Raw genomic sequence first — 13962 nt, 5'->3', positions numbered from 1 at the left:
CCTGAATGCGGGGAGGTCCAGCGTGGCACGGATATTACTGACGGGTGCAACCGGCTTTCTGGGTGGCGCCGTCCTTCATCAGAGCCTGAGCCGGCGCGACGGCACCGAATGGGTGTGCCTCGTGCGCTGCACCAGCGCCGAGCAGGGCCGGCAGCGGATCGCCGCGCGCCTGTCGCGCTTCACCGACCCGTTCACCGCCCAGCGCCTCGCCCGCGCGGTCGAGGTGGTCCCGGGCGATTTCACCCGCGCCGATCTCGACGCCGACCCGCGTCTCGATTCCTGCACCCACGTCCTGCATCTCGCCGCCGACACTTCGTGGTGGGGCGAGGAGCGGGTCAGCCGCACCAACCACGACGGCACCCTGGCGCTCGCCCGCCGGGCGCGGGGCATGCCGGGCCTCGTGCGCTTCCTGCACGTCAGCACCGCGATGATCTGCGGCGCAGAAGCGCCGTCCCTCGTCGAGGAGGCGGATTATCCGTCCCGGGACGCCCGGCACCTCGTCGCCTACACGGTCTCGAAGGCGGCGGCCGAGACCTCGCTCGCCGGGAGCTTCGCCGACCTGCCGATCGTGGTGGCGCGCCCCTCGATCGTGGTCGGCCACTCCACGCTGGGGGCCGCGCCGAGCTCCAGCATCCTGTGGGTGATCCGCGCCGCCGACCGCCTGCGCCTGGTGCCCTGCGCGCCCGAGAGCGCCGTCGACATCGTGCCGGTCGACTGGGTCGCCGACAGCCTTCTCGGCCTCCTGCGCAAGCCGACGCTCGCCCACAGCCTCTATCACATCTCGGCCGGGGCCGGCGCCCGCTCGCGCTGGGACGACCTGATGCAGGCCTTCGCGGCGGCCGACCCGGCGAGCGGCCCGCGCGACGACTTCAGCCGCTTCGACCTCGCCGCCGACCGGGCGCTGCTGCGGCGCCGTTTCGCCGAGACCTTCGGCCTCGACGGCGCCCTCAAGCAGGCGATGCTGCGGGCGGTGCGCGCCTACTACGCCTTCTGCTCCCTCGACCTGACCTTCTCGAACGAGCGGCTGCTGGCGGAGGGGCTGGCGCCGCCGCCGGCCTTCACCGACTACCTCAAGGTCTGCCTGGAGAACGCCCCCGAGATCGCCGAGCAATTCGCCGACGACCTTGAGATGTTCGTCGCCCCGGCGCCGTCGCCGGACCTGCCGCTGACGGCGAGCGCATGAACCCGTTCCTGATCCTCGCGGTGGCGATCGGCGCCGAGATCACCGCGACGCTCGCCCTCAAGGCCGCCGACGGGCTCACCCGCCCGGGGCCGACCGTGCTGGTGGCGCTGGGCTACGGCACCGCCCTGTGGCTGATGTCGAGCAGCATGGACATGCTGCCGATCGGGATCGTCTACGCGATCTGGGCCGGCGTCGGCATGGTCGGCGCGGCGCTCGGCGGCGCCATCCTGTTCGGCGAGCCGGTGACGCCGCTGATGATTCTCGGCATCGGCGTCATCGCGGTCGGCGTCGGCATCCTGGCGGCGGCCCAGGCTCACGGCTGAGGGCGGGAGATGGCGGCGAGGAGCTGCACGCCGCCGTCGATCGCCGCGCGCATCGCGTCCGCGTCCCAGTGCACGCGGGCGAGCACGTAGCCGCCCTCGACGATCGCCAGCAGGGCGGCGGCCAGCGCCGCGGGCTCGATGCCGGGCAGGAGACTGCCCGCCGCCTTCGCTTCCTCCAGGCTCGCCCGCAGCGAGGCCTGGATATGGCCGAGATAGGCCGCGACCGGCTCGCGCAGGGCCGGTTCCTCCATCGCCGCCTCGTTGGCGAGGCGCGCCAAGCGGCAGCCGCGCAGGGCCTGCCGCTCCCGGGTCAGGTAGGCGTGGACCCGGTCGAGGGGCGGCGAATCGGGCGCGAACAGCCTGTCGATCGCCGCGATCTCCTCCTCGGCCATCTCGGCGAGCGCCGCCGCCGCCACCTCCCGCTTGCCGGAAAAATGGTGATAGAGGCTGCCCTGGCCGGCGCCGCTGCGGTCGAGCACGTCCCGCGGGCTCGTCGCCTCGTAGCCGCGCTCCCACAACAGCGCTTTTGCCGCCGCGACGATCGCCTCGCGCTTCGATGATCCTGGCCGTGCCATGTCGTGTCTCTCGCCGTCGGCGGCGCTGTCCGGATCAAGGCGTGGCGCGGGGAGAGGGAACTTCCCGCGCTTCGCCTCGTCCCGAACGGCCTTGCGACGTCGGACACGATATGCCGCGTCGGGTGCCGCCCGGCCAGCCGTCAGACCGCGGATCCCGCCAGATGCGGCGGCGGAACGTCGGCATAGGTGGCGAGGCCGTGGCCGAACGACCAATTCTCCCGGGCGATCTCGACCAGGGTCACGAGCACGTCCTCGGGTCGAAGGCCGAGCGCGCCGAGTTTTTCGGCGATGGCGGCGAACAGGGCCTTCTTCTGCGTGACGCTGCGCCCGGTCGAGAGATGGACCTGGATCATCACCAGGTCGTCGGTGCGGTGGATGCCGAGATAGGCGGGATCGTAGATCACGTCGTCGAATTGGCTCGAGACGACCTGGAACCGGTCGTCGGCCGGGATGCCTATGCTGCCGACCAGGGCGGCATGGACGGCATCCGCGATGGCGCGGCGCTCGTCCGCCGGACGGTTCCGCTTCAGGGTGATGGTGACCAGGGGCATGGGAGGGGTCTCCGGGGCCGCGTCGGCAGCCACGATCCTTCTATTGTACATACTGGTATGTATGCAACCATGGCGAGCGCAGCCCAGGCCTGCGCCCGGCTCACCGCTCTAGCATCGCGGTTTCCGTCTCGCGCGCCTGCCAGCCGTGCCGCACCAGTTCCGGGTCGGCGTGCTCCTCGGCCGGGTAGCCGACGCACAGATAGGCGACGAGCCGCCAGGCGGCGGGCACGTCGAGGACGCCCGTCACCTCCTCGGGGCACAGGATCGAGACCCAGCCGACGCCGAGGCCGTGGGCCCGGGCGGCGAGCCAGAAGGTGTGGATCGCCGTGACGACGGAATAGCGCAGCATCTCCGGCATGGTGGCGCGGCCGAGCCCGTGGCCGGCCGCCGTCGCCTCGTCGCAGAAGACGGCGAGGTGGACCGGCGCCTCGCGCAGGCCCGCGAGCTTGAGGCGGCGATAGGCGGCGGCGCGCTCGTCGTCGTAAGCCACGGCCGCGGATTCGTTGCAGCGCGAGAAGCTTGCCGCGACGGCGGCGCGGCGCGCCGACTGAGAGACCCGCACGAAGCGCCAGGGCTGGCTGTTGCCGACCGAGGGGCTGAGGCACGCGAGCGCCAGGCAGTCCCGCAGGGCATCCTCCGGCACGGGATCGGTGCGGAAGCGCCGCACGTCGCGGCGCCACGCAACCAGATCCGCGAAGCGGGCCCGAAAGTCCGCCCCGAATTCCGGCACTCCCGTCACGGCCGCGCAGGATCCTGCTTGACGGGATCCTGCCGGGCGAGATCCCCCAGCAGGCTCGCCGCCACCGAGACCTTCGACACCGTGAGGCCCGAGGCGGCGATGGCCGCGACCGCCGTGCGGATGCGGGCGAGGGAGGCGCCGCGGGCCTGGCTCCAGGCCTCGACCGCGGCGGCGCCCTCGGCGTCGAACGCCGCGGCCTCGGCGGTGAGCGCCCGGTGGGCCGAGGCGATGCCGGCCACCGCCCGCTCCAGCGCGATGCGGTCGAAGGTGTCGGCCACCGGCACCGCCTGGGCGGCGGCCGAGAGCGCGTTGAGGCGGAACAGGTCGGCCAGCGCGAAGTGGGTCGCGGCGATGGCGGCCGGCGGACGCCCGGTCGCCTCGGCGACCTCGACGATGTCGGGCGCCGCGCCGAGCTCGCCGAGCGCGGCGAGGCGGGAAGCCAGCTCCTCCGGCACGCCGTGGTCGGCCAAGGCCCGGATCCGCCGGGCCAGGGCCTCGGCGGCCGCAGGGGGGAGGGCGCCCGGCAGGGCCCGCGAGACCGCCGCGATGCCGTCGCGGTAGCGCTGCACCGCCGCCTCGATGCCGCCGGACGCGGCCTCGCCGTTGCGGATGAACCAGACCATGCGCTGGCGCAGCAGGTCCTGCAATTCGGCGTAGAGGGCGAGCTGCTGGTCGCCGGAGATCGCGCCGTCGAGGGCATCGACCGCCTTGTTGAGGTCGATCAGCCCGAAGGCGTCGCGGGTCACCGCGTAAGCGGCGGCGATGGCCGGGGCCTCGGCGCCGGTCTCGTCGGCGAGCCGGCTGACGATGGTCGGCCCGCCACGGTTGACGATGGCGTTGGCAAGGCTCGTGGCGATGATCTCGCGGCGCAGCCGATGGCCCTGCACCGCGTCCGGGTAGCGCGCCACCAGCACCGGCGGGAAGGAGCGCTCCAGCTCGCGGGCGAGGTAGGGATCGTCCGGCACCGCGCTGTCGAGGAGCGCGTCCTTGAGCGACAGCTTGGCGTAGGCGAGCAGGACCGCCAGTTCGGGCCGGGTCAGGCCCTCGCCGCCCTGCGCCCGCTCGGCCAGGGTGGCGTCCGAGGGCAGGTACTCGACGGTGCGGTCGAGGCGTCCGTCGGCCTCCAGGGTCTGCATCAGCCGGGCGGCGAAGCCGGTCTCGGCGGCCGCCGAGCGCTGGGCGAGGGACAGGGCCAGCGTCTGGAGCTGGTTGTTCCTCAAGACCAGGTCGGCCACCGCCTCGGTCATGCCGGAGAGGAGCGCGTTGCGGCTCTCCGGGCTCAGGCGGCCGTCGCGCTCGGGCGTGGCGAGCGCGATCTTGATGTTGACCTCGACATCCGAGGTGTTGACCCCGGCCGAGTTGTCGATCGCGTCGGTGTTGAGGCGCACCCCGCGCCGCGCCGCCTCGATGCGGCCGCGCTGGGTGAGCCCGAGATTGGCGCCCTCGCCCACCACCCGGGCGCGCAACTCGGCGCCGGTGATGCGGATGGCGTCGTTCGCCCGGTCGCCGGCCTCGTCGTCGCTCTCCGAGGTGGCGCGCACGTAGGTGCCGATGCCGCCGAACCACAGGAGGTCGACGGGCGCGCGCAGGATCGCCTGCATCACGTCCGCCGGCGTCGCCTCGGCCTGGTCGAGCCCGAGGCGGGCCCGCATCTGGGGCGACAGCGGCACGGTCTTGGCCTGGCGCGAGAAGACCCCGCCGCCGGCCGAGATTTTTTGCCGGTCGTAATCGGCCCAGGACGAACGCGACAGATCGAACAGGCGCTGGCGCTCGGCGAAGGCCACCGCCGGATCGGGATCGGGGTCGAGGAAGATGTCGCGGTGGTCGAAGGCGGCGACGAGCTTCAGGCAGCGCGACAGCAGCATGCCGTTGCCGAACACGTCGCCCGACATGTCGCCGACGCCCGCCACCGTGACCGGCTCGGCCTGGATGTCGATGTCGACCTCGCGGAAGTGGCGCTTCACCGCCTCCCAGGCGCCGCGGGCGGTGATGCCCATCTGCTTGTGGTCGTAGCCCTGGCTGCCGCCCGACGCGAAGGCGTCGCCGAGCCAGTGATGCGCCTCCAGCGACAGGGCGTTGGCGACGTCCGAGAAGGTGGCGGTGCCCTTGTCGGCGGCGACCACCAGATAGGCGTCGTCCTCGTCGTGCCGCACGGTCGAGGACGGGGGGACGATCGCTCCGTCGACGATGTTGTCGGTGAGCGAGAGCAGCGTGCGGATGAAGATCCGGTAGCTCTCGGTGCCCTCCTGCATCCAGGCCTGGCGGTCGGAAGCCGGGGGCAGGCGCTTGGGGAAGAACCCGCCCTTGGCGCCGACCGGCACGATCACGGCGTTCTTGACCTGCTGCGCCTTCACGAGACCCAGCACCTCGGTCCGGAAGTCCTCCGGCCGGTCCGACCAGCGCAGGCCGCCCCGGGCGATGTAGCCGAAGCGCAGGTGCACGCCCTCGACGCGCGGCGAGTAGACGAAGACCTCGAACAGGGGCCGGGGCAGCGGCATCCCGTCGACCTTCGCGCAGCGGAACTTGAACGCGATGGTCTCAGGCGGCAGGCCGTTGCGGCCGATCTGGAAGAAGTTCGTGCGCTGCGCCGCTTCCACCAGGTTGACGAACCGGCGCAGGATCCGGTCCTCGTCGAGGCTGGTGACGCCGCCGAGATCCGCCTCGATTTCGGTCCGTATCGCCTCCTGGGCCCCCGACCGGTCGCCGTCGCGGCGGGGGTCGAAGCGGGCGTAGAACAGGGCCACCAGCCGCCGGGCGAGGGCGGGGTGCCGGGCGAGCGTCGCCGCGAGGTAGTCCTGGCCGTAGCGGATGCGCAGCTGGCGCAGGTAGCGTCCCAGCGCCCGGATCAGCGCGACGTCGCGCCAGCCGAGCCCGGCTTCCAGCACCAGGCGGTTGTAGGCGTCCGATTCGGCCAGCTCTCGTGCGAGCGCGAGCAGCGCCGCCTCGACCGGTCCCTCGACCGACGCCACGTCGACCGTCCCGCCGCCGGCCCGTTCCAGCACCATGTCGTGCAGGTAGACCCGGGCGCCGGCGCCCTCGGGCTTGAGGCGGTAGGAGCGCTCGTCGATGACCCGGAAGCCGAGATTCTCCAGGACCGGCACCCGCTCGGAGAGGGGGAGCGCCGCGCCGCGGGAAAACACCTTGAGGCCGATGCGGGTCTCGGGGTCGCCGGGGCGGCGGAAGAGGTCGACCGCCCGGGGCTGGGCCTCCGAGATCCGCTCCAGGATGGCGATGTCGGGCAGCGCCTGGGCGCCGGCATACATCTCGCGGTAGCCCGCCGGGAAGGCGTCGGCATAGACCGCCGCGAGGCCGCGGGCGTCGCCGCCGCGGGACTCGGACAGGGCCTCGCGCAGCGCATCGGCCCAGGTGCGGGCCAGCTCCGCGATGCCGGCCTCGAGCGCGGCCGCATCGATCTCCTCCGGCGGCGCGCCGGGCGTCGCCACGATGACGTGGAGGCGGGCGAGCGGCCCCTCGGGATAATCCGGCGCGATGGTCGAGAGACGCCCGCCGAGGGCCTCGGCCAGGTAGGCGCCGATCCGGGCCTGGAGCCGGGCGTCGGTCCGATCCTTCGGCAGGTAGGCGATCAGCGAGACGAAGCGGCCGAACTTGTCGGGCCGCGCCAGCACCCGCACCCGCGGCCGGTCGGCGAGCGACACGATGGCCAGCGCGAAGCGCAGGAGCAGGCCGGGCTCGATCTGAAAGAGGTCGTCGCGCGGATAGGTCTCGAGGACGTGGACGAGGGAGCGCCCGGCATGGCTCGTCGGGTCGAGGCCGGCCTTGCGCAGCACCGCCGCCACCTTGCGGCGCAGATACGGCACCTCCTCGGCCCGGCTCGCATAGGCGCTGCCGGTGAACAGGCCGACGAGGCGCAACTCGCCCGCCAGCCCGCCGTCGCGGGCGAACAGCTTGATCGCCACCATGTCGAGATGGGCCTGCCGGCGCACCCGCGAGCGCAGGCTCGCCTTGGTGACCATGAGGGCTTCCGGCCCTTCCAGGAAGGCGCGGATCTCGGGCGTCACCGCCACCATGGCGTCGCCGCGCCGCAGCACCTCGACGGCGGGGTCGCGCAGGAGGCCGAGCCCGCTGCCGGGCACGCCGGCATGATCGGCGGCGCCCGCGTCGCGGTACTCGCGCAGGCCCAGCAGCACGAAATGCCCATCGCGCAGCCAGTCGAGGAAGGCGCGGGCCTCCTCCCGCTCCTCGGGCGCCAGGGGGGAGGGCGCATCCGCATAGGACGCCGCCGCTTCGGCCAGGCGCTCGACCATGGCGCCGTGATCGGCCGCCGTCACGGCGACGTCCGCGTAGATCCGGGTCAGGCCGGCCTGGAGCGCCGCCTGGGCCGCCTCGTCGTCGATGCGGTCGAGATGGACGTGGATGAAGCTCTCGCGGGCCAAGCCTCCCGCATCGATCTCGCCGCCGGCCCCGCCGCGGGTCTCCTGTGCCGTCGTCTCGCCGACGACCTGCACCAGGGCGCCTTCGCCGTCGCGCTCGACGCCGAGGATCGGATGGGCGACGAGGCGGGGCCGGTAGCCGCGGGCGACGAGTTCGGCGAGGGTCGAATCGAGCAGGAACGGCCGGTTGGCGTTGACCGCCTCCACCACCGTGAGGTCGCGCCGGCGCCCGCCCTGCGTGACCTCGACGTTCGAGAGCCGCACCGCATCCGTTCCGCGGCCGGGCCGCGCGGCGGCGAGGTGCCGGCGGGCGGCGAGCGCCAGATCGGCCAGGTCGTCGGGCGTGTAGGCGGTGAGGTCCTCGGGCGCGACGCGGCCGAACAGGTCGCGGACGAAGCCGCCGGGTCCGCCCCTGTCCTCGGCCAGGGCCGCCGCTGCGGCGATCAGGTCGGTCCGGCTGGCTTTCGCTTCGGCGGTCGCGGTCGCGGTCGAAGGTTCCATGTCTGGCCTTCCTCTTCTGCTCGTCCTCTGCCGAGGTTGAGGGCCGGAGCGGTGGCACAGCGTCTCGGCCCCCGCAAGCCCGGCCTCGCCTGCCCGAGGCAAACTGCCTATAGCTGAGGCACGATCACCGGGAGGGCACGGGCATGAGCGGCGGCAGGAAGAAGGCGGGGGAGAAGCCCGAGATCGGCGAGCGGCCGGCCCGGCAGGAGATGGAGGGCACCGTGATGGCCCTCGATTTGTCCCCCTCGCCGGACCTGTCGCCCGCGATGCGGGCCTATTTCGACAAGTGCCGGGAAAAGATCGGCTACGTGCCGAACGTGCTCCTGGCCTACGCCCACGACAGCGCCAAGCTCGAGGCGTTCGCAGCGCTCTACAACGACCTGATGCTGGCGCCCTCGGGCCTGTCGAAGCTGGAACGCGAGATGATCGCGGTCGCGGTCTCCAGCGTGAACCGCTGCTACTACTGCCTCACCGCGCATGGCGCCGCCGTGCGCAGCCTTTCGGGCGACCCGGTGCTCGCCGAGATGCTGGTGATGAACTACCGCGCCGCCGCCCTCTCGCCGCGCCACCGCGCGATGCTCGACTTCGCCGTGGCGCTGACCGAGGCGCCCTGGACGATCGAGGAGGAGGACCGCGACGCCCTGCGGGACGTCGGCTTCTCGGAGCGCGACCTGTGGGACATCTCCGCCGTGGCGAGCTTCTTCAACATGTCGAACCGCATGGCCTCCGCCGTCGACATGCGCCCGAACCGCGCCTACCACGGCGAGGCCAGAGGTTTGTCCGGCGCCGAGGAGGCCTGACGACGGCCGGTCACCCGGTTGCCGTATTGTCGGCCTAGGCGCAGCACGAGAACGGATCTGGGCCGAAGGCGCGCGTCGCGTCGCGTCTTGCCCCGCGGGAGTGAAGGATGGCGTACCAGGCGAAGTCGGCGCTCGAAGTCCAGCTGGACGTGCTGGGCGCGCTCATGCTGCGCGACATCCGGACCCGCTTCGGCGGGACGATGTGGGGTTACAGCATCGCGGTCTTGTGGCCGTGTGCCCACATCCTTGTCATCACCGCCGCCTACGTTGTCATGAAAAAGCCGACGCCGCTCGGTGACAGTATCGTATTGTTTGCCGTCTCCGGACTATCTCCCTACATTATCATCAACTATATGTCCAGGAAGATGATGGAGGGCCCGCTGGCAAATAAACAGCTTGTTTATTTTCCTCAGGTCAAATTCTTCGATGTCGTAATGTCGCGCGCGCTCGTCGAAGTCTGTACAAGTAGCCTGAGCATTTTTATGGTGTTCTTGATTGCGGCGTGTTGCGGTGCTCATATTATCCCCAGAGACTCCTTGGCTTTCTGCGAATCCATGCTTCTCGCGCTTTTTTTCGCAATGGGATTCGGACTTTTCAATGTTTTTATTTCGCAGATTTTTCCTCAGTGGCTAATAGTTGTCATCGTCCCCATCCTCATTATGTATTTTACTAGCGGTACGGTCATCGTGGTTGAGGCTATGCCGGCCATCATTTATGATTACGTACAATTGAATCCGCTCATGCACATCGTCAAAGTGTGCCGATCGGCTTTCTATCCGGGGTACGGGTCGGATGCCGACATCATGTTCGTGCTCATTGTCAGTGGCGTGATGGCGCTGATCGGCCTCCTGGGCATCCGCTTCGTGGTGCCGCGCTTCCTCAACTAAGACCCCGCTTCCTGAGGCGCGGGCGAGTCGTCTGACGAGGATCATGGCGGCGGCGGTACGACCGCGGCAAGCTTCGCAATCCCACCGATCCGACGGGTGAGGAGTGGACGCTTGTCGCTCCGCTGATCCCGCCGGCCCGACGCGGAGGGAACAAACGCACGGTCGATCTGCGCGAGATTGTCGATGGCTTGACGTATGGTCTTGGCACGGGATGCCAATGGCGTGCCATTCCAAGATATCTTCCGCCGCGCTCGACGGTTCACGGCTCCTTCGATCTCCGGGATCGCGACGGGACCATTCTGCGCATCCATCATGCCCCGTACGTCCTCTGCCGCGAGCAGGCCGGGCGCGAGGCCGGTCCTACGGCAGCGATCGTTGACAGCCGGAGCGTCAAGAAGCGCGGAAAAAGGGGGCGCACGATCGACCCGTTCGGTTGCGACGCGGGCAAGAAGTCAACGGTAAGAAGATCGAGGGCAAGAAGCGCCATCTCCTCGTCGACACCCAAGGTCTGCTGATGCCGCCCTGGTGCATCCGGCTGACGCCCAGGATCGCGACGGCGGCGTATGGGTCATGACGACGCTCTCGAGCCTCTGCCCGTTCCTGCCGAAGCTGTAAGCGGAGGGTGGTTGCCAGGGGCCGGCGTTCCGGGGGGCTTTGGAACGGGTGTGCCGGTCCGTGACGGTGGAGATCGTCAAACGTTCGGATCAGGAGGTGGTCGGGTTCGAGGTCCTGCCCAAGCGTCGGATCGTCGAGCGGACGATCGGCCGGCTCGAGCGATGCCGACGGCTGGCGAAGGATTGGGCGTGCCGCACCCGCAAGGCACTGGCTTTCCTGCGCCCTGCCTCGGTCCGCATCATGCTCGGAAAGCTCTGCCAGCAATCAGCATGATCCCGGACAGACGCTCATGGATCGGTTCAGTTCGTGCCGCTCGGCCTTCGTGCCGGAAGCATCCTGGAGGCTCTATGGTCCGCACGCAAAGTTGCGATGTGATCCCCAGCGATGCCTCCCGATGTGTCGCTGTCGCTCCGGTAGGCGATCGGCAGGATGGTCTCGATCCGCGTGGTCTTGTCGAAGCACGGCATCGCGGGTCGTGCAAGCACGCCCGCGCCACATCTCATCTATTATGCTACTTGAGAATTCCGATCATCTTGCCTCGAAAGCAGGATGGTGCGGCCGAGAGGACTCGAACCTCCACTGGTTGCCCAACTAGCACCTCAAGCTAGCGCGTCTACCAATTCCGCCACGGCCGCGGAGTTTGCTGAATATCAAAATGATCCAGCTTTTCTCAAATTCGATCAACGCCCGTCGGCGTCAAAAACGTCGCATGAGCAATCCATAGTGTCATGCAACCCGAGCTCAATCGCGATACTTCGACAGAGCCTGTCTCCATCTCATCTGAGTTCGGTCGATGACCTCAGGAGAGAGATGGTGCGGCCGAGAGGACTCGAACCTCCACTGGTTGCCCAACTAGCACCTCAAGCTAGCGCGTCTACCAATTCCGCCACGGCCGCGGATCGCTTCGTCTCGCCGGGAGCGGCGGGGCGGGGGTGAAACCCGTCCGAAGCGAGGCTGCGAATACCAGTCCCCCCCGGGGGACGCAAGCGCCCCGATGCGGATCTGGCAAACATTCTCGTCAGAGCGCGTCCGACAGGGCGCCCAGGAAGGCGGCGCCGCCGTCGCCGATGCGGATGCCGGGCTCGCGCACCACCTCGGCCTTGCGGATCAGCTCGGTCACCTCCACGGAGATGCGGTTGCCCGTGACCACGATCTGGCCGCGGGCGATCGGGTGGTTGTTGGCGAGGATCTCGACCATATCGCTGTCGGTCGAATCGAGCTCGATCACCGCGCCGCGGCCCATGCGCAGCAGCATGTGGATCGGCATCCGGGTCCGCCCGAGCACCACCGCGAGGTCAACCTTGAGAATGTCGAGAACCGCCAACGGACAGACCCACCCTGACCACGAACCAATGCCCCGACAATCCGATCTTATGGTGAAGCCTTGGTAAACGACCGGCTCGGAACCGCCCCGGGCAGCCTGATGGCCGCACCCGGCAGCCCTCCCGTCGAATGGGTCGTGCGCGACGCGCTCCTCGACTACCGCGAGGCGGAGGCCGCCATGGAGGCGCGGGCGGCGGCGATCGCCGAGGGCCGCGCCCTCGAGCGGGTGTGGCTCGTCGAGCACCCGCCGCTCTACACCGCCGGCACTTCGGCGAGGGAGGCCGACCTCGTGGCGCCGGAGCGATTTCCGGTCCACCGCACCGGGCGGGGCGGGCAGTACACCTATCATGGGCCCGGGCAGCGCGTGGCCTATGTGATGCTCGATCTCAACCGGCGGCGGCCGGACCTGCGCGCCTATGTGGCCGCCCTGGAGGCCTGGCTGATCGCGACGCTCGACGCCTTCACGGTGCGGGGCGAGCGCCGGGAGGACCGGGTCGGCGTCTGGGTGCGCCGGCCGGAGAAGGGGCCCGGCATCGAGGACAAGATCGCGGCGATCGGCATCCGGGTGCGGCGCTGGACGACCTTCCACGGCATCAGCCTGAACGTCGAGCCGGACCTGACGCACTTCTCCGGCATCGTACCCTGCGGCGTGCGCGAGCACGGTGTGACGAGTCTCGTCGATCTCGGCCGGCCGGTGACCCTGCCGGAAGTCGACGCCGTGCTGCGCGGGCGCTTCGAGGCGATCTTCGGGCCGACCGTCCTCGTCGACGATGACGGTCGGGGCGAGGCGGCCTCGTCTCCCGAGCCGTGACCGTTACGCCGTTGCCCGACCCGTTTTCACCGCGCCGGGACTTGCTCTAGAGTGCTGTGTCAGAACGCGCAGACGACGCGGCCGCCGGGCGGGCGGCCCCGGCCGCGCCATCACGGAGGCCCCGCCCGTGCCGGCTGAGACGCCCGAGAGCCCCGGGCCCAAGGTCTCCGTGCTTCTGCGCGCGGTTCTCGCGGCGTCGCCGCTGCCTTCCCTGCTGGTTGAGCCCGGTCCCGACGGGGCGGTGCTCTTCGCCAACCCGGCGACCGAGGCCCTGCTGGGCGGGATCCCGGACAGGATCGCGGCGCTCGCGGCCGATCCGGAGGCCGAGGCGGCGTTGCGCGCGCACCTGAGCGGTCGTGAACCGGCCAGCGCCGAGGTAATGATGCGCCGCCGCGACGGTGCGACGCTGTGGATCGCCCTCCACCTCTCGCCGACGGGCGGGGAGGGCGGCGCGTTCCTGGTGCAGCTCGTCGAGACCTCCCGCTGCCGCGACCTCGAGGCGGCCCTCGGCCTGGCGCAGCGCCGCGAGGCGCTCGGCCAGCTCACCAACGGCGTCGCGCACGAGTTCAACAACCTGCTGCAGATCCTCGTCGGCTACGTCGACGGCCTGCGGCGGCGCCTCGGCGAGCACCCGGACGCCTTCGTGCAGCGGGCGCTGACCCGCTCGACCGATGCCGCCGAGCGTGCCTCGACGCTCACCCGCCACCTCCTGGCCTTCTCGCGCAAGCACCGGCCCGAGCCGCGCCCGGTCGATCTCAACGGGCTGCTGCGGGAGCATCGGACACGGCTGGACGTCGTTCTGGGCGAGATCATCGCCCTCGATCTCGACCTCGCCGACGACCTGTGGGTCGCCTGCATCGACCCGGTCCAGACCGAGCTGATCCTGCAGATCCTGCTGCGCAACGCCGCCGAAGCGATGCCGACGGGCGGTCGCGTCACGATCGAGACCCGCAACCACGGCGGCGAGGGCGTGGCGGCGGACGGATCGGCCGGGCGCCACGTGGCGCTGACGGTGGCGGATACCGGCACCGGCATGCCGCCGGAGGTGCTGGGCCGGGCGCTGGAGCCCTTCTTCACCACCCGCGAGCCCGGGCGCGGCACCGGCCTCGCCATCCTCAACGCGGTGGTCAAGCGCCAGAACGGCGCCGTGGCGCTGCGCAGCACCCCCGGCGAGGGGACGTCGATCCGCCTGACCTTCCCGGCGGCAGAGGAGCGGCGCCCGCAACGAAGTGCCACTATGCGCTAATCCCCGTCAGATCAAAA

The 13962-nt window shown here is 70.5% G+C and carries 11 protein-coding genes, 2 tRNA genes and 1 pseudogene; 7 read left to right on the top strand and 7 right to left on the bottom strand.

The genetic code is table 11. From position 1 onward, the window contains the following. The first annotated feature begins 22 nt into the window (after positions 1-22). The gene (locus miv_RS29995) at positions 23-1183 is read left to right on the top strand and encodes an SDR family oxidoreductase (protein ID WP_244748801.1); all 1161 of its coding nucleotides are present in this window, start codon (positions 23-25) and stop codon (positions 1181-1183) included. Further along, the gene (locus miv_RS29990) at positions 1180-1506 is read left to right on the top strand and encodes a DMT family transporter (protein WP_048428747.1); all 327 of its coding nucleotides are present in this window, start codon (positions 1180-1182) and stop codon (positions 1504-1506) included. The genes miv_RS29995 and miv_RS29990 overlap by 4 nt, the downstream gene beginning before the upstream one ends. Here the strand turns inward: miv_RS29990 and miv_RS29985 are convergent. The 4 genes from miv_RS29985 to miv_RS29970 form a co-directional block, all read right to left on the bottom strand. Beyond that, a complete protein-coding gene (locus tag miv_RS29985) occupies positions 1497-2081 on the bottom strand; it encodes a TetR/AcrR family transcriptional regulator (RefSeq protein ID WP_207180652.1) in 585 nt (194 codons plus the stop codon). The genes miv_RS29990 and miv_RS29985 overlap by 10 nt on opposite strands. A gap of 140 nt (positions 2082-2221) precedes the next feature. Continuing rightward, the gene (locus miv_RS29980; RefSeq protein ID WP_048428745.1) at positions 2222-2632 is read right to left on the bottom strand and encodes a tautomerase family protein; all 411 of its coding nucleotides are present in this window, start codon (positions 2630-2632) and stop codon (positions 2222-2224) included. A gap of 100 nt (positions 2633-2732) precedes the next feature. Next, on the bottom strand, positions 2733-3371 hold the full coding sequence (gene bluB, locus miv_RS29975; RefSeq protein WP_207180651.1) for a 5,6-dimethylbenzimidazole synthase: 639 nt from the start codon (positions 3369-3371) through the stop codon (positions 2733-2735). Next, complete coding sequence (locus miv_RS29970; protein WP_207180644.1) at positions 3368-8263, bottom strand: NAD-glutamate dehydrogenase; 4896 nt, start codon at positions 8261-8263, stop codon at positions 3368-3370. Before miv_RS29970 ends, bluB begins: the two co-directional genes overlap by 4 nt. 209 nt (positions 8264-8472) lie before the next feature. Between miv_RS29970 and miv_RS29965 the strand changes: the two genes are divergently transcribed. The 3 genes and pseudogenes from miv_RS29965 to miv_RS29955 all read left to right on the top strand — a co-directional run. Further along, entirely contained in the window at positions 8473-9063 is a 591-nt protein-coding gene (locus miv_RS29965; RefSeq protein WP_423793857.1) for a peroxidase-related enzyme, read from the top strand. Between the two features lie 107 nt (positions 9064-9170). Then, positions 9171-9950 (top strand): ABC transporter permease, encoded by a 780-nt coding sequence (locus tag miv_RS29960; protein ID WP_048428741.1) that lies wholly within the window; start codon positions 9171-9173, stop codon positions 9948-9950. Between the two features lie 47 nt (positions 9951-9997). Continuing rightward, a pseudogene (locus miv_RS29955) lies at positions 9998-10838 on the top strand (IS5 family transposase); the annotation flags it as partial. A gap of 277 nt (positions 10839-11115) precedes the next feature. Here miv_RS29955 and miv_RS29950 read toward each other — a convergent pair. The 3 genes from miv_RS29950 to miv_RS29940 form a co-directional block, all read right to left on the bottom strand. Next, positions 11116-11200 (bottom strand) — tRNA-Leu (locus miv_RS29950). A gap of 176 nt (positions 11201-11376) precedes the next feature. Beyond that, a tRNA-Leu gene (locus tag miv_RS29945) sits at positions 11377-11461 on the bottom strand. 122 nt (positions 11462-11583) lie between these two features. After that, positions 11584-11889 carry a FliM/FliN family flagellar motor switch protein gene (locus miv_RS29940; RefSeq protein ID WP_048428740.1) on the bottom strand — a complete coding sequence of 102 codons (306 nt, stop codon included), beginning with the start codon at positions 11887-11889 and terminating at the stop codon, positions 11584-11586. A gap of 99 nt (positions 11890-11988) precedes the next feature. On the opposite strand from miv_RS29940, the gene lipB reads away from it, so the two are divergent. Beyond that, positions 11989-12699, top strand: coding sequence for a lipoyl(octanoyl) transferase LipB (gene lipB / locus miv_RS29935; protein WP_207180642.1), 711 nt, complete (start codon positions 11989-11991; stop codon positions 12697-12699). Between the two features lie 127 nt (positions 12700-12826). Further along, a complete protein-coding gene (locus miv_RS29930) occupies positions 12827-13945 on the top strand; it encodes an ATP-binding protein (RefSeq protein WP_244748799.1) in 1119 nt (372 codons plus the stop codon). The last annotated feature ends 17 nt before the right edge of the window (positions 13946-13962 follow it).

The organism is Methylobacterium indicum (genome assembly GCF_017347565.1).
GTDB classification, from domain to species: Bacteria; Pseudomonadota; Alphaproteobacteria; order Rhizobiales; family Beijerinckiaceae; genus Methylobacterium; species Methylobacterium indicum.
Note: the sequence above shows the minus strand (reverse complement) of the source record. Positions and strands in the feature narration are given on the sequence as shown.